Consider the following 21,949-nt stretch of genomic DNA (forward strand, 5'->3'; position numbering starts at 1 on the left):
AAATAATGCGTAGTGGCGGGTTCTCGGCCTCCATGGTACGAATTTGTACACCCGATGTTTGTGTACGCAACATGATGTTCGGTGAGAAATAGAAAGTATCGTGATCAGCACGTGCCGGATGATTTGCAGGAATGTTTAACGCATCAAAGTTATGAAAGCCATCTTCGACTTCCGGGCCCGTTTTTACGGCAAAGCCTAAATCACCAAAAAAAGATTCAATCCGCGCTATCGTGCGTGATACTGGGTGCAAATTACCGGGTTGCTGACCACGGCCTGCCAATGTGACATCAATCGTTTCAGACGCCAATTTCGCATTCATTTCAGCCGCTTTCAGGGCTGATGTCTTGTCACTCAATAAGCCTTGAATGACCTGTTTTGCCTGATTGATCCGCTGCCCAGCCGCAGGGCGTTCATCTGCGCTCAGTTTGCCGAGGCCTTTTAGCTGCTCAGTCAGTTTACCTTTTTTGCCCATAAATTCGACACGTATCGTATCAAGGCTCGCCACGTCGTTCGCGGCATCAATCAGTGACTGCGCTTCACTGATTATTGCGTCAAGATCCATAAAACCCTCTGGCTGTCATCGCGCACGTTTGGCGCGTATTTTTGTGCAGTAGTAAACCCGACATTTTACACAATAAAATCAACCTAATACCAGTGGTAGTTCGGTTTAATCAGCGGTATTTTAAGGCTTTGAGGGTGAAAATAAGCAGGATGCTGTGCAAATCGTTGAAACAAAAAAAAACGGTGAGCTTCCTGCTCACCGTTTTCCGAAAGAACTTAAACCGTGGATTAAACCCTAAAGTCTAATCGCGGGTTGATAGATTATGCTAAAGCGCCTTTGGCAGCTTCAACAAGTGCACTAAATGCGTTTTTGTCGTGAACCGCGATATCCGCTAGGATTTTACGGTCGATCTCAACAGACGCTTTCTTCAAACCGTTGATAAAACGGCTGTAAGACATACCGTTTTGACGCGCTGCAGCGTTAATACGTGCAATCCACAACTGGCGGAATTGACGTTTGCGCTGACGGCGGTCACGATAAGCGTATTGACCTGCTTTAGTAACTGCCTGAACAGCTACGCGATACACACGACTGCGGGCACCGTAGTAACCTTTAGCCTGCTTCAGTACTTTTTTATGACGTGCGCGTGCTACGACGCCGCGTTTAACTCTAGCCATTATTCAGTCTCCTTGTCTTAAACGTACGGCAACATGCGTTGGATAAGCTTAGTATCCGAGTCATGAACCAATTTTTTGCCACGCAGGTGACGTTTACGCTTAGTACTCTTTTTCGTCAAAATGTGACGTAAGTGAGACTGTTTACTCTTGAAACGGCCAGACGCGGTTTTACGAAAACGCTTGGCTGCTCCACTGTTGGATTTCATTTTAGGCATTGCTAAAACTCCGCATTGTTAAATACAGTGATTATGTGCAGTCATAAATCACTTGTTGATGTTTGCAGCAAGGTGATACCAGATTGCAGAGCCCAGTATACTTGTAGACCTTAACTACTTCTTAATTGGGGCGAGCACCATGATCATCTGACGGCCTTCCACACGACGTGGGAAAGACTCGCAATTGGCAATGTCTTCCAAGTCGCCTTTAACGCGATTGAGTAGATCAATACCGATGTCTTGGTGCGCCATTTCACGTCCGCGGAAACGGATCGTAACTTTGGCTTTATCACCACCTTCTAGAAAGCGACGCAGGTTGCGCAGTTTTACCTGGTAATCGCCTTCATCAGTGCCAGGGCGAAATTTAATCTCCTTGACCTGAATTTGCTTTTGTTTCTTCTTTTGCTCTTTCTGAGCTTTACTTTTTTCAAAGAGGAACTTGCCATAGTCCATAACTTTACAGACAGGCGGCTCAGCATTTGGACTAATTTCTACTAAATCGAGACTGGCTGATTCGGCGGCTTGCTGGGCTTCAGCCAGTGTAACCACGCCAACCTGTTCTCCCTCACTTCCAATTAATCGGACTTCTCTCGCAGTAATTTCATCGTTGATGCGGGCTTTATCACCCTGAGCCTTATTATTAGCGCCTTTAATGTGCTATTCCTCCAAAAACCAAATCGTATGCTCTCACCATCGCTTTGTCTTATCGAAGGTGGAGCGCTGTTGTCATGCTATGTTACTTAATTGCTTTCGCCTGAATATCGTCATTCATTAAAGCAATAAACGCGTCTAACGACATTTTGCCGAGATCTTCTCCGCGTCGGGTGCGAACTGCCACTGCATCTTCCTGCATTTCGGCGTCGCCTACAACTAACATAAACGGCACGCGCTGTAGCGTGTGCTCGCGGATTTTAAAGCCTATCTTCTCATTTCTCAAGTCAGACTTTGCTCTAAAGCCGTTTTCTTGCAGTTTTTTTACCACATTCTGGGCATATTCGCCTTGTTTGTCGGTAATGTTCATCAAAACGACCTGAGTCGGTGCTAACCACGTCGGGAAAAACCCGGCGTACTCTTCCGTTAAAATTCCGATAAAACGTTCCAGTGAACCCAAAATCGCACGGTGTATCATCACCGGTGTCTTACGCTCGCCATCTTCCGCAACGTACGTTGAACCCAATCGGCCTGGCATTGAGAAATCAAGTTGAATGGTGCCGCACTGCCAAGCGCGTTCGAGGCAGTCATACAATGTGAATTCAATTTTAGGGCCGTAAAATGCCCCTTCACCGGGCAAGTAGCCAAATTCAATATCGTTGGCTTTCAATGCTTCTGCCAACGCTAATTCGGACTTGTCCCATACGTCGTCTGAGCCCACTCGCTTTTCTGGACGCGTGGAGAGCTTCACAACGATTTTCTCAAAACCAAACGCGGCATAAGTATCATAAACCATTTTGATACACCCGCTGACTTCATCCTGAATTTGCGCTTCGGTACAGAAAATGTGCGCATCATCCTGAGTAAAACCACGCACACGCATCAAACCATGTAACGCGCCTGATGGCTCATTACGGTGACAACACCCAAACTCCGCCATACGCAGTGGTAAATCACGATACGACTTCAAGCCCTGATTGAATATTTGCACATGCCCCGGGCAGTTCATCGGTTTTATGGCATACTCACGTTTTTCCGATTCTGTGGTGAACATGTTTTCCGCGTACTTGTCCCAATGACCTGACTTTTCCCATAGAGAGCGATCCATCATCAATGGGCCTTTCACTTCATCATAGTCGTAACTGCGAAGCTTCTGGCGAACAAACTTTTCCAACTCGGTGTAAATAGACCAACCATCATTGTGCCAAAACACCATGCCCGGTGCTTCTTCCTGCCAATGCCACAGATTGAGCGCCTTACCGATTTTACGATGGTCGCGTTTTTCCGCTTCTTCCAGGCGTTGTAAATAGCCTTTAAGCTGCTTTTTATCAGCCCATGCCGTGCCATAAATACGCTGGAGCATTTTATTGTCGCTATCACCGCGCCAGTATGCACCGGCCACCTTCATAAGCTTAAAGTGCTGGCAGAATCGCATATTGGGCACATGCGGCCCGCGGCACATATCGACATATTCTTCATGATGATAAAGTCCCGGACGGTCTGACTTTTCAATATTGTCATCCAGAATTTCAATTTTGTAAGGTTCACCACGCGCCTCAAACGTATCGCGAGCCTCTTGCCACGACACGGTTTTCTTAACCACGTCATAATTCTTTTTGGCCAGTTCTAACATGCGTTTTTCAAGTTTGGCGAGATCGTCGTTAGACAGTGGCTCCGGCAAATCGACATCATAGTAGAAGCCGTTATCAATCGTCGGGCCTATCGCCATTTTCACATCGGGATAAAGCTGCTTAATGGCATGCCCGATCAAATGCGCACAAGAATGGCGAATGATTTCTAACCCTTCCTCATCGCGACTGGTAATGATGCTGAGATTTGCATCCTGCTCAATCATATCAACCGCATCAACCAGCCTGCCGTCTACTTTACCGGCAATGGTCGCTTTTGCTAAACCAGGACCAATGTCATTGGCAACATCTAACACAGAAACGGCGCTGGGAAATTCTCGTTGGCTTCCATCGGGAAGGGTAATTACTGGCATGTTGGTTCCTACACAGTGGTGACGCCTACTCTGCGCCACTTGTCATAAATAAAAGCAATAAAAAACACCCGTCTGCGGGTGCTAGGTCAGTCGAGCATTATAGCGAGCACTCAACGGGATGCAATGCAAGGGTATAAAAATCCGAAGGTTAATAGCAAACAGGCTTAACGAGTTGTTTGATCTTGACCATACTTAACACGAGCAGACAAACCACGAGGTTTTAGAGGTATGTGGCATTTCATCAGCGATCACGTTAGTCAGGCAAAGCATCGCGAGTTTATATGTGACAGTGTAAAGCCCCTTCATCAGCAACATGAGTGTGCGAGCTATCAAATCAGAAGCGGTGATCAACGTTACTTTGCTAAAATCAGAACAGGCACGCATCAGAAGTCTGAGCGAGACACAGCGCAACTGCATGCTGAGGCCGACAGCTTAAATGCATTACGTTGCAGTGATTCGTTCAAAGTGCCAGAGGTGATTTGCGTAGGCTGGTGCGATGAAGAAACCGTGTCGTATGAATACCTTATACTTGAGTTCGTTGGCTTTAAACCGCCGAGTAACGCTTTATGGAAACACGCGGGTGAAGCGTTGGCGACACTGCATAAACACCCACCCAAGGGTACGACCGACTACGGATGGCCAACGGATAACTGGGTGGGCAGTACGCCGCAATTCAATAAAACCAATGCCCATTGGAGAGATTTTTATTTTAACCAGCGCCTCAAACCACTGCTGGATGCTTTACATGCTCAAGATAAACTGCGAGAGCTGTCATTAGAAGATGCCTTTGAGTTAACGCATGTTTTACATTCGCACCAGCCGACGCCCTGCTTACTGCATGGCGACCTGTGGCGTGGCAATCTAGGATTTACTCGATCTCATGTTGTCGTGTTTGATCCCGCAGTGTATGTTGGTGACCGAGAGATTGATCTTGCTATGGCGCGATTGTTTCAGGGTTTTGCTTCTTCGTTCTTCGAAGCGTACGCTGCCACATGGCCTTTGAATGAAGGCGTTGAACGACGTTTGCCACTGTATCAGTTGTATCCCATGCTCAATCATCTTCTCCTATTTGGAGACACCTATCGTGCGCAGGTACTCGCTCTGCTGGAGGAGTGTCGAGCACATTGAACTATTCATTGACGCACACGTTATAAACAGATTGAACAGTAACGTCATCAATCAGAAAAATGGTAATCGCTTTGTTTTCACTCTGTAATTTGTCAACCAAAACACGGCCGGGCCTAGTTGCTGTGTTAATGATTGGTTTGTTTGGCTGCGCCGAACATCAGCAACTTCCTGATACGTTAGATGAGTATCACGAGCGGCTTGAACGTGTTTTAGCCTCTGATCGGCACGCGCCTGATTCCGCCGATGAAATTGCCTCCAGCATGCCAAAATTTCCCAGCAAAAGTTCGCTGTTTCGCGAGCCAACTGCACTTAGCGTCAATGTCCGAGAATTTTTTGCCTTATCAGAATGTCGTCTGGCAACATTGGTCGCTGAGCGCAACACCGGTATGGGAAAAATGCAGCATCCTTCGCAGCGTTACGTTTATGAACGTAACCTGTTGTCCGCCCTATCAGAATGCGCCGATATCACCGAAGGTTTACCGGTCCACACAGCCATTCAGCAAGCCATTGAACTTAAAGCAGAGCAAATTAGCGACAGTTATGCCAATCTAATCCAAACCAGTGACGATATCTGGTTAGCATTTAATCAATCGAGCGGCTATGTAAGCGGTGATAGTAGCGACGGATTGCAAGCCACTCGGGCCGCATTGGATTACTTGCTGTCACACGCGCCGGGCTCTACTGACCTCCCCACCAGCAGTGAGCTTGAGGCAAACTTACAGCAACTCAATCAATTTCGCCTACCGGTTCGCCTGTGGCGATCTCAGCGACTTCTGTCACAAATGTTTGAAAGCAGCACGCCATGGCTTGAAGGCGAATTGAAAAAGCTGCCGTGCGCTACGGCGTCTGGGGAAGAAAAAGCCGTCATCCTAGGCAATGTTTTTCGGCTATTTTTTGCCAACAAAATCCAGCCCATCGCCAGCCAACTGAATCACTACCATTATCGATTAGCGGGCAATTTCGAAACACTGGCTACAATGCCGAGCTTGTCAAACGACTGGCAATCAGCGCTGGTTCAGCGCTATATCAATGACCATCAGCACTACAAAGTCGCGTTTCGAGAGCATATCGTTGTATGGCAGCAATTCTTTGAGCGCTGTGGGCTATCGCCTAACGCGAACGTTGTCAAAACTTTCTGAAAACAACTCAGAGAAGTTCATATCGAATAAACTCACCGTAAGATCTAAGTCACGCTGGCTGGTCTGAAGATTACCACCGTTGTTGAAGATGAATGCGTCGAGAGTAATCATAGACAATGCAATAGAATTACCGCCCAGAACGTTTAACGCCACATCAACGAACCAGCTACCTTCTTCATGCAGATTATGGTTTACCGCAAAGCGACTTTGCGCAGCGGTTGTATCGAACAGAGATTGTTGTGAAGCAAGACCATTCTGTAAGAAATTAAACTGCGCGGTCAAATCACCGGCATCACTGACACCATTCGCCACCCACGTGATATTCGACGCGGTATCACCTGACACCACGCGGCCATCAAAATCAGTGGAAAGAATAACCGCACCGTGCGACATCGCCGAAACACCCAGTGCCATTGCGGCGGCAAAAACTTTAACCGGTTTTAAAAACTTCATGACTTATCCTTACAGACTAACAACAAAACTGAGTTGCACTTACTTGTGCGAACTACCTGATGATAAAATCATCGGCAAAAAACGAGCCATCTTTATTTTCACATAAGTATCATTAAGTTATATTCATCGACCATGTTATAGGTCGTAACACTGTTAAAAATCCTGACAGTTATTCACCGTCGTCCACCACCCTCTATTTCTCAATAAAAGCTTGCTCGATAACGTACTCGCCTTGCGAACGCGATGTTGCCTTCTGAAACCCTTTTGCATCTAAGATCGACATCAATTCCTGCAACATATCGTTGTTCCCACAAATCATAAACCGGTCATCGTCACAATTAAGCAACGGCATATCCAAGGCCGCAATAAGCCTTTCTGAGCGCAACAATGTTGTGATCCGCTCGCTGTGCTCTTCCATGCCGTTTAAAGGTACCGAGTCATTGACGTCAACCGCAGAGCGGTATTTGAATGGTTCGCGTGTAACGATGGGATAGTAAATCAGCTTGCGCGACACAGCGTCACCAAAGTAGGGATTGGCGGGCAACTCTTGCTCGATGTATTGCTGATAGGCTAGTTCAGAAGTCGTTCGCACGCTGTGCACCAGAACGACTTTTTCATACGCGTCGTAGATAAAAGGGTCTTTAATAATACTCAAAAAAGGCGCCAACCCAGTACCACTGGAGAGTAAATACAAATGTTTGCCGGGTTTGAGGTAACCCGGAACCAGAGTGCCGGTAGGCCGTGTGGTGAGGATAATTTCATCACCCACTCGCAACGACTGTAATCGGGATGTTAATGCGCCATCGGGCACTTTGATGCTAAAAAACTCAAGCTCATCTTCGTAGTTTGCACTGGCGATACTGTAAGCTCTGAGCAGCGGCCTTCCCTCAATTTGCAAGCCGATCATCACAAATTGACCGTTTTCAAACGTAAATGACCCACCGCGGGTCGTTTTGAAGCTAAACAGCGTGTCGTTCCAATGATGAACCGCTGTCACCGTTTCTGTGGTGGTGTTGCGCATGTTAGGCTTCCCTTAGCGTGATAGCGTTGACTCAGGTTGGTTCAAACGCGGGTATAGACTTTAGCTAAGTAGTTAGCGATTGTAAGCGAGTTTGGATCAGGCAGGAACAGTACGATTGAGCACGGCCTAATTAGCTAAATGCTCAACCACAAAATAGGGAATGGTGACTGATGACGCTCCCAGCACCTTACTGCCCTCAAATTCGACCAGTTTAGTGTTCACGCGCACGCCGTTAGGCTCATACACCAGATTGCCTGAAATCACGCAGCAATAGTCCTTTGCCTTGTTTTTAGGTTTGCGATTAAACGCAAAAAAGCCATTTACGGACGACTCCACGGCTTGCATTGTGCTGACATCGGTGACCGGATAACCAAATTGAGTCATTTCAATAAGCACCGCTTCAGCGATCTGATTCCCCAAGCGGTGTGTGTCTGCCAGTGTCTCGTTAAAGTCGACGAAAGACGCAACAGCAATAGTGCCGTCAATAGCTTTCTGTGTGTCGAGTTCCATCACCATTTGCTGCACATAATCCCCTAACGATTTGTTGTGCCGACTGGCCGAGAATGATGCGTAATCCCGTAAGCCGCTTTGTTCCTGCGAGTGCGCGATGGGCTGAGTCATTTCAGGCGTTTCTGTGGCAGAAAACCAGAAATTTTGTTCAGGCATAACCGTTGAACACCCCAACAGAGCGGATAAGATGATGCTGACCAATACACTGTTCATTGCCAGATTTCTCATACCGCAGCCCCCTTGCTGCCCAGCTGTCGAACTGTCGCGGCAAGCATATTCAGCGCTTCTCGCGGAATAAGTCGGCTACTCGCCGCTAAAATCACATTGTTAGTGAGATCCACGATGCGCGCATTCACAACTACCCCGTGGTGCTGGTCAACCATAGTGCCAACTAACACGTAATTGGCTTGTATTTCACTGTTCAATTCTAAAAAATCGTTCGACAGGGCAAAATCGCCTGAAGGCGTCACTCTGACTGAATTAGATACCTTGTAATCAATGGTATTTAACCCGGCCTGATGTAGTTCAACTAAAAACGACTCAGCGAGCGCAAACCCCAGTTTGTTGGTTGCATTATAATCCGAGTCCGCTTCGGTGAAGTGCGTGATGATCACGGTACTATCGGCTTCCATCCCCTTTGTATTCGCCATCATCTGCGACACCATATCTTTAACGTAATGGTGTAGCCGATTGTCACTCGACGGCTGACGTAACGCCGAATCGAAGGTTTCAGATTGATAGTGTAAGCCAGAAGCACTGGGTGAACGTCCATTGTCACTGCGGGGTGAGGATTGATGCGACGCTGAATGGGCAACTGGCTTTTCCGGTGTGCTTTGCTCGACGTAACTGGGGTCAACCGAACTGGCACAACCCGCCATCACACAAGCGCCTGCCGCAATTAGCACGGGAGAAACCGCGGTTTTTAAATTGAATATGCGTTGATACTTGCTACACACCATGGACTCTGCACCTTTACACGTAAATGCCGTGACATGCATTGATTTAGCAGGTAACGTGCCATTAGCGACAGAATGTGCAGATGGCAACCTGAAACCTAGAGTAACGGCACTGCGCTTGAGCTTAAATTGGCCTAAACAGCCAATGTAGCAGGTACACATGGCAACTTATTGCCATGTGTACGACGCACCGAATGGCAAGAAACGTCTGCCTACTTATCGGTTTTAAACAGTTTACTGACGCTAAAAGTACGTCTGCTCCAACTGATTAAACACTTCAATAATGCCAAATTGCATATCGTCTATGAATTCATGCAATTTATCCTGGATCAAACGTTGAGGATTGGCGTTGTGCAACTGTGCCTCAACGGCGCCGATAGCAGCGACCACGTTGGCCGAATTAGGCAACGCCTGAACACAGTGTTTCACCTGACCAAAGGTATGGCTCAGCGAACGCGGAAACTTCTCTTCCAACAGAAGAAACTTCAACACGTCGGGCCGACGAATGCGTAAGCGCACCTCACGCCGATACATCTGATACGCGGTCAATGATTTTAACACGCTCATCCACTGCAGGTTCTCAAACGCTGCCTGTTCAGTTTCAGTTTCTTGCAACAGTGACGCAGAGCGTACATCGATAATACGTGTAGTCATGTCGGCACGTTCCAGATTCCGCCCAATACGTAAAAACTGATAGCCCTCATCATGGGTCATTGTGCCAGACAAAATACCCGTGATCTTTTGGATCGACTCAATAATTTCCGTCAGAAACTCATAGCGACTGCGGCGCTGGAGTGACTTATGCCCATTCTCCTTCGCAAACAGATACAATTCATTGATCTGCTCCCACACTTCTCTTGGAATGATTTCCCGAATAGTTCGCGCATTTTCGCGCGCAAATTCTAACGATTTCAGAATGGAGCCGGGATAGGCTTCTTCACTGACCATGAAGTGAATAACACTCTTTTCATCGGCTTTGTCATGCAGCGCATAAAATTCATCATGCCCAGAAACAATTTCGACAATAGGCTCCCAGCCCAACACGATGACTTTAGGCAAGTCCAGCAGCAAATTCGCATTCACCGAAATCAACCTTGCGGTGTTTTCTGTACGCTCTAGATAGCGGCCTAACCAACACAAATTATTCGCAACGCGTGATAACATATTACTGGCCCTCCATGTCTACAATCCAGGTGTCTTTGCTACCGCCACCCTGAGATGAATTGACTACGGTGGAACCTTTAACCATGGCTACACGCGTCAAGCCCCCCATCGTGACTTTCACTTCTTCACCACTCAAAATGAACGGTCTCAGGTCAAGGTGTCGGCCTTCAACTGCCGTATCCACCATGGTCGGCGCTGTAGAAAGCAATAGCATAGGCTGCGCCACATAGTTGCGCGGATCAGATTGGATTAACTGACGAAATTCATCATGTTCTTTCTTTGATGCATGCGGGCCTATCAGCATGCCGTAACCGCCCGACTCGTTGGCCGGTTTAACCACCATTTTTTCAATATTATCCAGAACGTACTCCCGCTCGCTATCATTGATGCAGCGGTACGTGGGTACATTCGGTAATATGGCTTCTTCTTTTAGGTAATACTCAATCAATTGCGGTACGTAGCTATACACCACTTTATCGTCAGCAACACCAGATCCCGGCGCATTCGCAAGCGCAACATTGCCGGCTTTCCACGCCCGCATTACCCCCGGCACGCCCAAGGCTGATTCTGGATTAAACGCTTCAGGGTCAAGAAACGCATCATCAATACGGCGGTAAATCACATCCACTCGACTCAAACCGTGTATGGTACGCATATACACGCAGTCGTCATCCTCAACCACCAAATCGGAGCCGACCACCAATTCTGCCCCCATTTGCTGAGCCAGATAAGCATGTTCAAAATACGCAGAGTTGTAAATGCCCGGCGTCAACACAACAATTTCGGGCTCTTCAATGTCGCGGGGAGAGAGTTCTGCCAGCATATCGTACAAATCAGAAGGGTAATCATCTACCGGTAAAATGTTATATTTTTCAAACATTTCCGGAAAAACGCGTTTCATCACCTGACGATTCTCAAGCATATAAGACACGCCAGAAGGCACACGTAAATTATCCTCCAGCACATACACTGTGCCGTGTTGGTCGCGAACCAAATCACTGCCGCAAATATGTGCCCACACGCCGTTCTTCGGGCTAAACCCCTGACACTGCGGCAAGAAATTTTTCGATTTTTTCAGCATGTCAGCGGGAAACACGCCATCTTTGATGACGCGCTGTTCGTTGTACAAATCATCAATGAACATGTTGAGGGCTTTGACACGCTGCACAAGCCCTTCCTCAATATGTTGCCATTCCGATAGAGGAATAAGCCGTGGTACGATATCAAAGGGCCAGGCTCGGTCAATAGAGCCCTCTTCGTCGTTGTAAACACGAAATGTGATGCCCATCACCTTGATCGCTGAATCTGCCGCTATCTTGTATTCTTTGACTTCGGCATCACTCAAATTATGTAAATACTCATTTAAGTCTTTTGCGTACGGTCGCGGTTCCCCTGCCGTAATCACCAGTTCATCGTAAAAAGGCCCGACGTCGTAGTTGTCCCACGTTATTGCCATATTGCTATCTCCTATAACATGCTACTAACGATGGTTGTCTTTCCACACAACTCGATACTAAAATAAAGTCGATACTGCAATGTGAGTCCATCAATCTAATTATTACCATAGCATCTTGGAGTACAAATTTGACATATTGTTTAGCCATCTGTGTGAATAAAGGCATCGTATTCGCTTCGGATTCCCGCACCAATGCGGGCGTCGATTATGTGGCAACCTACAGTAAGATGAGCCGTTTTGTATTTGAGGATAATCGCACGTTGGTGTTGTTAACGTCGGGGAGTTTGGCCACATCGCAGGCGGTAGTTAACGCCATCCAAAGTGATTTGGACGATCCAGAAGCCGAGTTTGATATCAGCAGGGGTAAGCGCTTGCATGAAGTTGCAGAATACATTGGCCGATTGAGCCAACAGGAACAGCAGCGCCATACCGACGCTATGCAGCGCTCGAAATCTAGTAACGAATCAAGCTTTATTTTAGGTGGGCAGATAAAGGGTCAACGCAACGAAATATTCCTGATCTACCCGCAAGGTAATTTCATTTCCGCCTCCGCTGAAACGCCGTATTTGCAAATTGGCGAAAACAAATACGGTAAACCTATTCTAGACAGACTGATCACCGCGTCAACATCACTCGAGGATTCTGCACGTTGCGCCATCGTGTCACTGGATTCAACCATTCGTAGTAATATTTCGGTTGGCCCGCCCGTCGAATTGGCTATTCATCGCGACGGTGTTATCGAGCCGCTTTATCACAGTGTGATGGGGCCAAACAGCATGATGTACAAGTCGGTGCAAAAGCAATGGAATGAAGGCCTGAAACGCGCATTCAAGCGCCTGCCCCGCTTTGAGTGGGAAAAACCGAACCCATCGTGATAGCCGTGGCGTAGCGTTGCGACCTACGCCACGACCTCGTGGCTATTTTTCATCACAATTTCATGCACAAACCTGAGTTTATCCAACGCACTGATTGAGATGATAAAGGGATAGGCATCTTCATGGCCCATGCTGCGATTGAGGCCATTAAGCACTTTCGTTAGTTGACACCAATCATTGAACAAATGCGTAAAGCTAACAGAGGTATACGCATTATTCTGAGGCTTGGCTTTGGTCGCCGGATTCGCAATTAAATTACCCGCAATGCTAAAGTCGAACGCGTTCGCGGTTTCCAGTGTGTCAACCATGTGCAGATAGTGTGCCCAGGTTTCCGCCCAATCTTCCCACGGGTGCATGCTGGCGTAAGCGCTGATCCAGACATTTTGCCAGTTTTCAGCCGGCCCGTTGTCATAATAGCCTTGCATTGCACTCATGTAATCGAGGCGTTCATCACCAAACAGCCGTCTGAATTCTCCAATTTCAGGGCGGTTGGCAATTAATCGGTCCCAGTAATAATGCCCAGACTCATGCCTAAAATGCCCCAGTAGCGTACGATATCGTTCGCCCATTTTCTCACGGGTTTCCATGCGCATGCTGTGGTCAGCTTCGTCAAGATTAATGGTAATCAAGCCATTGGCATGCCCTGTCGACACATATTGTTTAATGAACAGCTCATTGCCCCACTGATCAGTCTCTTGGTTTTTTAAAAACGCAAAACCCAACCCCGTGTCAGGCGCAATAAAGCGATTTACAATAGGTAAACCCAAACTAATACAGGTATACAGCAGGCGACGTTTGGCTTGCTCTAAACGGAACCACAGTTTTTTATTTTCGGGCTCAGATAGGTTGGGAATAATTTCGGTCAATCGGCAGGACTGGCAGAACACGTTGCTATCTTCTTCCGGCACCATCCAATTACAGATGTCATGCTCGCTGTAATTCTGACATTGGCGATACGCCTTGCCATTGATGGCAGCACGAAACTTTCCCTCATCATCTTTAGTAAACGCACTCAGCCGAACTTCATCGGGCACAAAACCGAGCATTAAACCGCAGCTCACGCATTCGCTGTTCGGGAAGTGCAATGTGTTACCACACTGGCAGGTAAAGATTTTCAATGAAACGCCTTTAAAGTCATTTGCCTTACAGAATATCTGCACGCATTAGAACAGTCTGAGCGATTTAGTCAATGCCCTAAATTTATTTTGAGTAACCTCTTTCTTATTTGCAAAAGCGGCGTACAATCCGCGCCCAATCAAACTCTGCGTGCTTAAATAATGACCATCGGTTTTCATGAAAAGAAAGAGAAACAACTGCTTCAAGTCTCTTTCTATGCGGCAGCCTTGTTCGTTGTGATTGCGCTGGGCTTCGCCCTTTATACCCATTCAAGCGCCATTCTGTTTGACGGCATCTACTCGCTGATTGCCTTTTTTATGGCACTGTTGACGTTAAAGGTGGCTAACCTCGTGCAACTGCCCGACGATGATCGTTTTCATTTTGGCTATACCGCGATTGAACCCACACTCAATTTGTTCAAATCGCTCATCATCATTGCAACCTGTTTGTATGCAGTAGTGAACTCGATCAACACCTTAATGTCGGGCGGCAATAGTGCGCAATACGATCTGGCCATGGTTTACGGCATTATCGCTACCGTGGGCTGCTTTGCGGTTTCTGGCTATATGAAACACCATGGCAAAGCGCTGCGTTCCGACCTGGTCGGCGTGGACGCACATACCTGGTTTGTCGATGGCGTATTAAGCGCATCCATTCTTGCGGGCTTCGCCATGGCCTATGCGCTGGATCAATCCGGCTGGGCAAGTTTATCGCCTTATGTCGACCCAATATTGTTGATTGTGCTGGGCGTTGCGATACTCCCTATCCCGGTTAAAATCATGTTGGATAGCCTTAAAGAAGTGATCAACAAAGCACCGCCTGAAGCAGTGACTGCGGTGATTGAGAAAAAACTGAAGAAAACCCTGAGTGATGTCCCGTACAAACATGTGGAAGTGCGCATCAGTAAGAGCGGTAGAGATTTATACCTGTTGGTGCACATTATTGTCGATGACTCGTTTTCCATCGCCACTATCAGCGAATTGGATGATATTCGCTTAAAATGCGAAGCCGACATGCGTCAATGGGATCCATCCATCATTATGGATATTCTATTTATCACTAAACCAGAGCTAGCGGATTAAAGGGCGCACGCTATCTTATTCTGGCTCGAATGGCTTTTACAACCTGTAGGTATCGGTGTGTTATCCAACGCGACTGAACCTAAACAGCTCAATGCATTGTTTTACCAGGATTAACGCTTTTTTGGGATATTACGGAATGAAATGTTGGTGCGTCTACCCTGACTCGAACAGGGGACCTCTACCATGTCAAGGTAGCGCTCTAACCAACTGAGCTATAGACGCATGCAAGTGCTTGTTTAAGCGGCGCGTATGTTATCCATTGACATCGTGTACTGCAAGATATTTTTGCATTCTTTTCGTCTGATTGAGCGCTATATAAACAGTTGGGTATTCGGCGCACCAATGCTTGTCAAAGCCTCCCCTAGCCACTTCAGTAAAGTGTAGAATTAAAATAGCGGTTATGCTTTGAAAGCACGTGCTTTAGGTTCATCCAGTAAAAAACTCGTTAGAACAGCTATCATTGCAGCCATTATATTAGTTGCAATATCGACTGTATTGGCGCATTTCGCCCTTCGCACCATCCAGCAGGACGTGCGAGCAGAAGTGAGCGCATCCCTTTCCGCCCTCATGGATACCACTCAAGCCGCGCTGATGCTGTGGCATGAAGGTAACATTAATGAAATCTCTCAGGCAGCCAATACACCCGGTGTTACTCAAGCGGTAGGGGTTATTACCGATGACAGTGCCAGCGCTGCCAGCAAAGCTGTGATGGATGAGCTATTGCATACTCGTTTGTTCGAGTTACAACGTCTACAAGGTCATCAAGGATTTGATTTACTCAATAAAGAGGGTGTGCGCCTGATCACCACGGCCTCGACCATTTCAGATCAAACACCTGCCTTTGTTTCGCGCTATAACGCGCTGTTTAAGAAAGTCATTACAACGAAAACACCCCACTTTGTTCCCCCTACCCGCGAGCCTACCATAGAGGGGATCCGGGTCATGTCGCACTTTCTAGCGCCCGTGGTACTCAACGATGTGGTTGTCGGCGTATTAGCTTCGCATCATTTCCCGGAGCAGCAGCTTAGCCGAATTGCACAGTTAGGGAGAATTGGCGAATCCGGTGAAACCTATCTGTTCAATGAGCGGGGCGTGCTCATATCAGAAAGTCGCTTCACCGACGATTTACTCAACACAGGGCTGCTCGATAACGCGTTACAAAGCGCTATTTTGAATGTGGATGTACGTGACCCCGGCGTTGATTTAACCCACAACCAACGAGCCACGCTGCCGCGCAACGAACAGTCATTCACGTTAATGGCTGAGAGCGCACTTGCCCGGCAAGCCGGTTCACAGTTAGAGGGCTATCGCGATTATCGCGGGGTTGAAGTGATTGGCGTGTGGGATTGGCTCGATTTTCTAAACGCAGGGATCACCGTCGAAATTGATCACGTGGAAGCGATGCGCGCTTATACTCGAGCACGCGTCACCGTCATCACGCTGTTAGTGATTATCACGGGGTTGGCGCTGGGTTTGGGTTATCTATTTTATGTTATGTCGCATAAAGCCTCGCGCGCGCTCAGTCGTGCTGCCGACCTGCTCGATGAAAAAGTTAAGCTGCGCACGAAAGAACTGCAAGAGACGGCAGATACGCTTCGCGACGAACGCGAACTTATACGAACGGTATTTGATGCGGTGCCCGACCCCATTTTCTGCAAAACCGCAAACGGCGTTTATTTTCGAGTGAATAAAGCGTTCGCTCAGTTACAGGGCCGTAGCATTGATGAGGTTGAGGGCTATCACGACGAGCAACTCTATTCAGCGGCGGAAGCTAAAGCCTTCAAATTAGATGATGAAGAAACGCTGGCGTCGAGTAAACCACGCGTTATGGAACGCTGGACAACTCACCATGACGGGCGTCACTTGCTGTTTGAAACGCGTAAGTCAGCGGTGCGTTTAAACGATGAATGCGAACAGGGCATACTGGGTGTGAGCCGTGACATTACTCAGCGTAAGAAATTTGAAGAACAATTACAGGAAGCGTCTAAAGTAGCCAATCGAGCCAACGCCGCAAAAAGTGAGTTTCTGGCGCGCATGTCACATGAAATACGTACCCCGATGAACGGCGTGCTGGGTATGCTCGAATTGCTTAACCGCTCCACGTTGACACTGGATCAGAAAAAGAAAGTATCCGTCGCCAAAAGCAGCGCCGAAGGTTTGCTCTCAATCATCAATGATATTCTTGACTTTTCCAAGATTGAAGCCGGAAAGCTGCAAATCGAACGGGTGGATTTTAATCCACGCCAGTTGATTGAAGAAAGCGCTCAGGCGTTGGCACTGAAAGCCGATGATAAAAATACCGAGATCCTGGTGGATGTGTCAAAAGTCACCTTTGAATCCGTGCGTGGCGATCCCCTGCGCTTACGACAGGTATTAATGAACCTGATTGGCAATGCGGTTAAATTTACCGCCAACGGTGAAGTGTATATTGAAGCGCGCCTTGAAGAAGAACCCGAAGGTTTACGTCTGCATTGCAAAGTGCGCGACACCGGCATTGGCATCGCCCCTGAACAGATAGATACTCTGTTCGAATCGTTCTCGCAGGTCGATAGCTCGACCACCCGACACTACGGCGGAACCGGCTTGGGCCTCGCCATCGCAAAACGACTGGTTGAGTTAATGGGTGGCGATATCTCGGTAGACAGTCAGATGGGCAAAGGGAGCTGCTTTGTATTCAGTATTTTCGTTGAAGCAAATGACAAACCGATTGTTGAGCTGCCCAATATTAGCCTCACAGACTGGCGTATTTTGGTGGTGGATGACAATCAAACAAATCTGGATATTCTCAGTGCCCATCTAGAGAGTTGGGGAGCCACGCCCACCTGCGTAAGCAGTGTTGATGAAGCCACTGATTGTCTTTCGTTGAACTCCGCCAATACCGACGACATCGAACATGTACTTCCGTTTGATTTGATCATCACCGATATGAACATGCCCGAAAAAGACGGGTTAAATTTGACCGAAGAAGTGCGTCGATATGTGGATGGTGCCAAGCTCCCTATTCTGATGTTAAGCAGCATGTCGAGTCAGATCCCAACGGCTGATCTGGCTCGGCTTGGTCTGGATGGCTGCCTGACCAAACCGGTGGTCACGTCGGATTTGTTTAACGCTATTGCGATGGTGGCAGCCAATAAACACTTAAGTAGCGAGCGACTGTTTATTTCAGAGCACTCCCTGCATTCCATTAATCGCGAAGGGGCGACTGAATGCGCGTGGCATGAAGATACCAAGCTCCTGTTAGTTGAAGACAATGACGTTAATCGAATGGTTGCAGAAGGTTTGCTGTTGTCGATTGGGTTGTCTTGCGATCACGCAGAAAATGGGCAAATTGCTTTGCAGATGCTAAGCGACGCAAAAGAAGCACCTTACACGGCTATTCTCATGGATTGCCAAATGCCGGTACTGGATGGTTATCAGGCAACGCGCCAGATCCGTGAGGGGCAATGTGGCGACCAATACCGGACCATACCGATTATCGCCATGACAGCCAATGCGTTGAAAGGCGACCGCGAAAAGTGTCTCGCTGCCGGCATGGACGACCATATTCCTAAACCCATCGTGATATCAACGCTACGCACAAAGCTGCGTAAATTCATCAAAACAACCGAGCGTTTGCCTCGTTCAGCTCAATCCGTTGAGAGCACGGCGAGCGCGCGTCCAGAATTGACGGTCAAACTGCCCTCCACGCTGCACACGATGGATTGGCAGGCTTCGCCTCCTGCTCTGGCAGAAAAACCAGCACTGTTTGTAAAATCCTTGCAGGTTTACTTGCGCCAATATCAAAATTTGTCTCTGGCGGCGCTGCTAACCGATGAAGGTAGTGCGCAAAGCCAGCTGGCCTCTGTCGTGCACACGTTGAAAGGAACCAGCGGGAACATGGGATTTCTCGCTGTGTTTGAGGAAGCTAAGCGCATTGAAGCCCGACTCGAAGAAGATTCTCTGGAAACTCAACACGCCGTGGCGTTCGATGCGGTTTTGAAATTGTCGTTACAGGATGCCGAGCAGTTGCTCGCGGCCAATCAAACGGAAAAACCCAGCGGCGAAGTACGTCCGATCGATGGGCTGTTGAGCGAGCTTATTCCGCTGCTCGAGCGCAGTGAAATTATTCCCCAGAAGCTACTCGATGAACTCGACAACATGGAAAATGGTTTACCTGCGTCGGTTCGCCAAACACTCATCAACACGCTTGATCAGTTTGATTATGAAGCTGCCCTTGCAGTGATAAGGAAATACCATGCGTGATCTCTCCCGTTTTACCATTCTGGCCGTCGATGATGACTCAATTAACTTACGCGTTATTGCCCAGCAATTAGCGCCCCTTGCACCTCGATTACTGGTGGCAACGGATGGGCAATCGGCGTTATCAGTTACGCAGCGTGAACTGCCCGACCTCATTCTGTTGGATATTAACATGCCCGGTATGTCCGGTTTAGACGTGTGCCGGGCGGTCAAAGAGTCAGAAAAAACAGCGGATATCCCCATCATCTTTTTGACCAGCAGTGAACAGGATACCGCAGAAGCATTCAGTGTAGGCGGTGTTGATTACATTGTTAAACCGGTCGACAGCGATGCGCTACAGGCACGGGTGTGCACGCACCTGCATTTGTCCGCCAGCCTGAAGGCGCTGGATGAGACCAACCTGTTGCTCAGTTCCGCGAACGAACGTTTAGAAAAAAAAGTTGAGGAGCGTACTCGCGAGCTGGTAAACACAAATGCAAATCTGCGCCGAGAAATCAATGAACGGCGTAGCTTGCAGGATAAACTGTCGTTTTTGTCTCACCATGATTTTGTCACGCGCATGTACAATCGCTTTGCACTGGAAGAAAAGCTTACCGAGCAAATGGCATCAGCAGAGACTAACAGTACTAAAGGCTTTTTGTGCCTGACCGATTTGGACCAATTTAAAATTGTTAATGATACCTGTGGTTACCTCGCCGGTGACGAGATCTTGCGTCAGCTTGCCGAGGTACTGCGCGGTCAGTTAGACAAAGACGATATTGCTGCCCGTATCGGCGGCGATGAGTTTGCCGTGTATTTCCGTTCCGCCGACATGGGTTTTGCGATTGCCAAAGTAAGAGCGGTCAAGTCAGCACTGGAGAACTTTGAGTTTGAATGGATGGGCGACCGATTCAAACACAGTGTCAGTATGGGTTTGGTAGAGATTGACGAAAGTATCGATTCAGTTTCTCATTTGATCAGCGTTGCCGAACGCACCTGCTATCAAAGTAAGCTTAAGGGTGGTGGCGAAATTTCAGTGTACAACGTCACTCGCGCTCACGTTGACAAAACGCAACAGCAAATGCGCTTAGTACCGCTGATCCGTCAGGCGCTGGAAGAAGAGCGAATAAAACTGCATGTGCAAGCTATTCACTGTACCCAAAACGACACCATTACTAAAGCGGAAGTACTCAGTCGAATGCGCGACGGCACGGGCCGGTTACAGCCCCCCAGTTACTTTATTCCCGTCGCTGAGAAGTTTCACATTATCGATGCGATTGACAAATATGTGCTGACCAAATCAATTGAAGCGCTAAAAACGCTCCCCGAAAAATTTCAGTTGTCGGTTAATATCAGCGGCGAATTTATTGGTAAAGAAGGCGCTGTCGATTTTATCACTGGGCTGTTAACGTCGAATGCCGCCGATCCGTCACAGCTGTGTATTGAGATCACAGAATCTTCCGCTATCAGTAATTTAGACGCCACGATCGAATTCATATCTCGGCTTAAACCGCTGGGCTGCGAGTTTTCGCTGGATGATTTTGGTACTGGCACGTCATCCTATGAGTACCTCAAAAAATTAGCCATCGATATTGTCAAAATCGATGGCATGTTCGTTCGGGATGTCGAAACCGATGCCGTGAACCGGCGTATGATCGAATCGATAGTGGCAATTGCAAAAGCGAAATCGATTCGTGTCGTCGCAGAATGTGTCGAAACCCAGGCCGCGAAAGCACTGCTGGAGACACTCGACATTGATTACCTACAGGGTTTCGGCCTACACGAGCCAGAAGATATCGACGTATTTTCCAACAATTTGTCACACCGCTAGCGCGGCAGCCTGCGTGAGCGCGGGCATGATACGCGCCCTGCCCTCATGTTTCGCCGCATAGAGTTGACGATCAGCCTGTTGAATGATTTCCTCAGCGGTCAAGTCAACATCCACGGGAAATGTGGTGATCAATCCACCACTGAAGGTAACCACATTATGCACCGATGATTGTTCGTGCACGATGCCCTGCTCAACCATCTTCTGCAATGCCACATTGCCCAGCGCAACAGCATCCCGTTGCGTGGTATTCGGCATAATAACGGCAAATTCTTCGCCACCAAATCGGGCGACTAAATCAGAAGCGCGTTTGAAAACGTCAACTAACACTTTAGCTACACTGCGCAAACAGCGATCACCCATGGCATGCCCGTACAGGTCGTTAAACTTTTTGAATTCGTCGACATCAACCAGCAGCAATGATAACGGCTGACCGGCACGCTTACAGCGGTGCCATTCGCGTACAAGAGTTTCATCGAACGAACGACGGTTAGCGACTTCAGTCAACCCATCTATGCGGGCTAGTTTATTGAGCAAGCGCGTTTTTCGCAGCAATTCAATTTGAATATTCATGCGCGCTTTTAGAATTTGATTATTCAGCGGCTTGGTCACAAAGTCGCTTGCACCGAGTTCGAGGGAAGTGAGTTCGTCATCGGCTGAGTGGCTGCCGGTCATCATAATAATCGCGGGGGAACCGTATTGTTCGCGATCACCGCGCACTACCTTGCATATATCAAACCCACTACCGTCAGGTAGATTCAGGTCGAGCAGCATAACATCGACGGTGTTGGTCGATAGGATCTCAAGCGCTTTGGCCTGCGTTTTCGCAATCAGTAACGTATACTCATCACGTAAAACGGCAACCAGTGCATTGATATTGATGGGATCATCTTCAACGATCAGAATTAGGTGCTTGGTCATAACAACACACTCTTTTTTCTATTATAATACCCTAC

The 21,949-nt window shown here is 47.9% G+C and carries 19 protein-coding genes and 1 tRNA gene; 6 read left to right on the forward strand and 14 right to left on the reverse strand.

Features of this window, described 5'->3' with window-relative positions; genetic code table 11:
• The 5 genes from KIU71_RS12685 to thrS all read right to left on the reverse strand — a co-directional run.
• Window positions 1–562, reverse strand: a 562-nt coding sequence (locus tag KIU71_RS12685; RefSeq protein ID WP_449224075.1) for a tRNA ligase subunit PheS family protein, incomplete at its 3' end; no start/stop codon positions are given.
• A gap of 260 nt (window positions 563–822) precedes the next feature.
• Window positions 823–1,179, reverse strand: a complete 357-nt coding sequence (gene rplT / locus KIU71_RS12690) for a 50S ribosomal protein L20 (protein WP_214131648.1) — start codon at window positions 1,177–1,179, stop codon at window positions 823–825.
• A gap of 17 nt (window positions 1,180–1,196) precedes the next feature.
• On the reverse strand, window positions 1,197–1,394 hold the full coding sequence (gene rpmI, locus KIU71_RS12695) for a 50S ribosomal protein L35 (protein ID WP_010177813.1): 198 nt from the start codon (window positions 1,392–1,394) through the stop codon (window positions 1,197–1,199).
• 114 nt (window positions 1,395–1,508) lie between these two features.
• The gene (infC, locus tag KIU71_RS12700; RefSeq protein ID WP_214131719.1) at window positions 1,509–2,048 is read right to left on the reverse strand and encodes a translation initiation factor IF-3; all 540 of its coding nucleotides are present in this window, start codon (window positions 2,046–2,048) and stop codon (window positions 1,509–1,511) included.
• Window positions 2,049–2,130: 82 nt separating this feature from the next.
• Window positions 2,131–4,047, reverse strand: a complete 1,917-nt coding sequence (gene thrS / locus KIU71_RS12705; protein WP_214131649.1) for a threonine--tRNA ligase — start codon at window positions 4,045–4,047, stop codon at window positions 2,131–2,133.
• Between the two features lie 228 nt (window positions 4,048–4,275).
• Here thrS and KIU71_RS12710 point away from each other — a divergent pair, with 228 nt between their 5' ends.
• Together KIU71_RS12710 and KIU71_RS12715 are read left to right on the forward strand one after the other, a co-directional pair.
• Window positions 4,276–5,175, forward strand: coding sequence for a fructosamine kinase family protein (locus tag KIU71_RS12710; protein WP_214131650.1), 900 nt, complete (start codon window positions 4,276–4,278; stop codon window positions 5,173–5,175).
• Between the two features lie 71 nt (window positions 5,176–5,246).
• On the forward strand, window positions 5,247–6,314 hold the full coding sequence (locus KIU71_RS12715; RefSeq protein ID WP_214131651.1) for a DUF3080 family protein: 1,068 nt from the start codon (window positions 5,247–5,249) through the stop codon (window positions 6,312–6,314).
• Here KIU71_RS12715 and KIU71_RS12720 read toward each other — a convergent pair.
• The 6 genes from KIU71_RS12720 to KIU71_RS12745 all read right to left on the reverse strand — a co-directional run bounded on the left by KIU71_RS12720 (window position 6,279) and on the right by KIU71_RS12745 (window position 11,874).
• Window positions 6,279–6,767, reverse strand: a complete 489-nt coding sequence (locus KIU71_RS12720) for a hypothetical protein (RefSeq protein ID WP_214131652.1) — start codon at window positions 6,765–6,767, stop codon at window positions 6,279–6,281. The two genes, KIU71_RS12715 and KIU71_RS12720, sit on opposite strands and share 36 nt — an antisense overlap.
• 193 nt (window positions 6,768–6,960) lie before the next feature.
• Window positions 6,961–7,788 (reverse strand): ferredoxin--NADP reductase, encoded by an 828-nt coding sequence (locus tag KIU71_RS12725; RefSeq protein ID WP_214131653.1) that lies wholly within the window; start codon window positions 7,786–7,788, stop codon window positions 6,961–6,963.
• Window positions 7,789–7,914: 126 nt separating this feature from the next.
• Window positions 7,915–8,526, reverse strand: a complete 612-nt coding sequence (locus KIU71_RS12730; protein WP_214131654.1) for a FlgO family outer membrane protein — start codon at window positions 8,524–8,526, stop codon at window positions 7,915–7,917.
• Window positions 8,523–9,416: a FlgO family outer membrane protein gene (locus KIU71_RS12735; RefSeq protein ID WP_214131655.1), complete on the reverse strand. Its 894-nt coding sequence runs from the start codon at window positions 9,414–9,416 to the stop codon at window positions 8,523–8,525. Before KIU71_RS12735 ends, KIU71_RS12730 begins: the two co-directional genes overlap by 4 nt.
• Before the next feature lie 81 nt (window positions 9,417–9,497).
• Window positions 9,498–10,418: an alpha-E domain-containing protein gene (locus KIU71_RS12740; protein WP_214131656.1), complete on the reverse strand. Its 921-nt coding sequence runs from the start codon at window positions 10,416–10,418 to the stop codon at window positions 9,498–9,500.
• A 1-nt stretch (window position 10,419) separates the two neighbouring features.
• Window positions 10,420–11,874, reverse strand: a complete 1,455-nt coding sequence (locus KIU71_RS12745) for a circularly permuted type 2 ATP-grasp protein (RefSeq protein ID WP_214131657.1) — start codon at window positions 11,872–11,874, stop codon at window positions 10,420–10,422.
• Window positions 11,875–12,002: 128 nt separating this feature from the next.
• Here KIU71_RS12745 and KIU71_RS12750 point away from each other — a divergent pair, with 128 nt between their 5' ends.
• Window positions 12,003–12,749: a peptidase gene (locus KIU71_RS12750; protein ID WP_214131658.1), complete on the forward strand. Its 747-nt coding sequence runs from the start codon at window positions 12,003–12,005 to the stop codon at window positions 12,747–12,749.
• A 23-nt stretch (window positions 12,750–12,772) separates the two neighbouring features.
• Here KIU71_RS12750 and KIU71_RS12755 read toward each other — a convergent pair whose 3' ends face one another.
• Complete coding sequence (locus KIU71_RS12755; RefSeq protein WP_214131659.1) at window positions 12,773–13,867, reverse strand: zinc-binding metallopeptidase family protein; 1,095 nt, start codon at window positions 13,865–13,867, stop codon at window positions 12,773–12,775.
• A 159-nt stretch (window positions 13,868–14,026) separates the two neighbouring features.
• Between KIU71_RS12755 and KIU71_RS12760 the strand changes: the two genes are divergently transcribed.
• Window positions 14,027–14,947: a cation diffusion facilitator family transporter gene (locus KIU71_RS12760; RefSeq protein WP_214131660.1), complete on the forward strand. Its 921-nt coding sequence runs from the start codon at window positions 14,027–14,029 to the stop codon at window positions 14,945–14,947.
• A 145-nt stretch (window positions 14,948–15,092) separates the two neighbouring features.
• Here KIU71_RS12760 and KIU71_RS12765 read toward each other — a convergent pair.
• A tRNA-Val gene (locus tag KIU71_RS12765) sits at window positions 15,093–15,169 on the reverse strand.
• A gap of 183 nt (window positions 15,170–15,352) precedes the next feature.
• On the opposite strand from KIU71_RS12765, the gene KIU71_RS12770 reads away from it, so the two are divergent.
• Window positions 15,353–19,189, forward strand: a complete 3,837-nt coding sequence (locus KIU71_RS12770; RefSeq protein WP_214131661.1) for a response regulator — start codon at window positions 15,353–15,355, stop codon at window positions 19,187–19,189.
• Window positions 19,182–20,996 (forward strand): putative bifunctional diguanylate cyclase/phosphodiesterase, encoded by a 1,815-nt coding sequence (locus KIU71_RS12775; RefSeq protein ID WP_214131662.1) that lies wholly within the window; start codon window positions 19,182–19,184, stop codon window positions 20,994–20,996. Before KIU71_RS12770 ends, KIU71_RS12775 begins: the two co-directional genes overlap by 8 nt.
• Here the strand turns inward: KIU71_RS12775 and KIU71_RS12780 are convergent.
• Window positions 20,985–21,914 carry a GGDEF domain-containing response regulator gene (locus KIU71_RS12780; RefSeq protein ID WP_214131663.1) on the reverse strand — a complete coding sequence of 310 codons (930 nt, stop codon included), beginning with the start codon at window positions 21,912–21,914 and terminating at the stop codon, window positions 20,985–20,987. The genes KIU71_RS12775 and KIU71_RS12780 overlap by 12 nt on opposite strands.
• Window positions 21,915–21,949 lie beyond the last annotated feature (35 nt).

Source organism: Alteromonas oceanisediminis, from assembly GCF_018474025.1.
Classification (GTDB): Bacteria; Pseudomonadota; Gammaproteobacteria; order Enterobacterales; family Alteromonadaceae; genus Alteromonas_E; species Alteromonas_E oceanisediminis.

What these genes read in the sequence shown, in the direction of transcription:
- KIU71_RS12730 (WP_214131654.1), bottom strand. Translation starts at nt 8,526, where the DNA reads ATGAGAAATCTGGCAATGAACAGTGTATTGGTCAGCATCATCTTATCC.
- thrS (WP_214131649.1), bottom strand. Translation starts at nt 4,047, where the DNA reads ATGCCAGTAATTACCCTTCCCGATGGAAGCCAACGAGAATTTCCCAGC.
- KIU71_RS12720 (WP_214131652.1), bottom strand. Translation starts at nt 6,767, where the DNA reads ATGAAGTTTTTAAAACCGGTTAAAGTTTTTGCCGCCGCAATGGCACTG.
- KIU71_RS12780 (WP_214131663.1), bottom strand. Translation starts at nt 21,914, where the DNA reads ATGACCAAGCACCTAATTCTGATCGTTGAAGATGATCCCATCAATATC.
- rpmI (WP_010177813.1), bottom strand. Translation starts at nt 1,394, where the DNA reads ATGCCTAAAATGAAATCCAACAGTGGAGCAGCCAAGCGTTTTCGTAAA.
- rplT (WP_214131648.1), bottom strand. Translation starts at nt 1,179, where the DNA reads ATGGCTAGAGTTAAACGCGGCGTCGTAGCACGCGCACGTCATAAAAAA.
- KIU71_RS12740 (WP_214131656.1), bottom strand. Translation starts at nt 10,418, where the DNA reads ATGTTATCACGCGTTGCGAATAATTTGTGTTGGTTAGGCCGCTATCTA.
- KIU71_RS12760 (WP_214131660.1), top strand. Translation starts at nt 14,027, where the DNA reads ATGACCATCGGTTTTCATGAAAAGAAAGAGAAACAACTGCTTCAAGTC.
- KIU71_RS12745 (WP_214131657.1), bottom strand. Translation starts at nt 11,874, where the DNA reads ATGGCAATAACGTGGGACAACTACGACGTCGGGCCTTTTTACGATGAA.
- KIU71_RS12735 (WP_214131655.1), bottom strand. Translation starts at nt 9,416, where the DNA reads ATGTGTACCTGCTACATTGGCTGTTTAGGCCAATTTAAGCTCAAGCGC.
- KIU71_RS12725 (WP_214131653.1), bottom strand. Translation starts at nt 7,788, where the DNA reads ATGCGCAACACCACCACAGAAACGGTGACAGCGGTTCATCATTGGAAC.
- KIU71_RS12710 (WP_214131650.1), top strand. Translation starts at nt 4,276, where the DNA reads ATGTGGCATTTCATCAGCGATCACGTTAGTCAGGCAAAGCATCGCGAG.
- KIU71_RS12775 (WP_214131662.1), top strand. Translation starts at nt 19,182, where the DNA reads ATGCGTGATCTCTCCCGTTTTACCATTCTGGCCGTCGATGATGACTCA.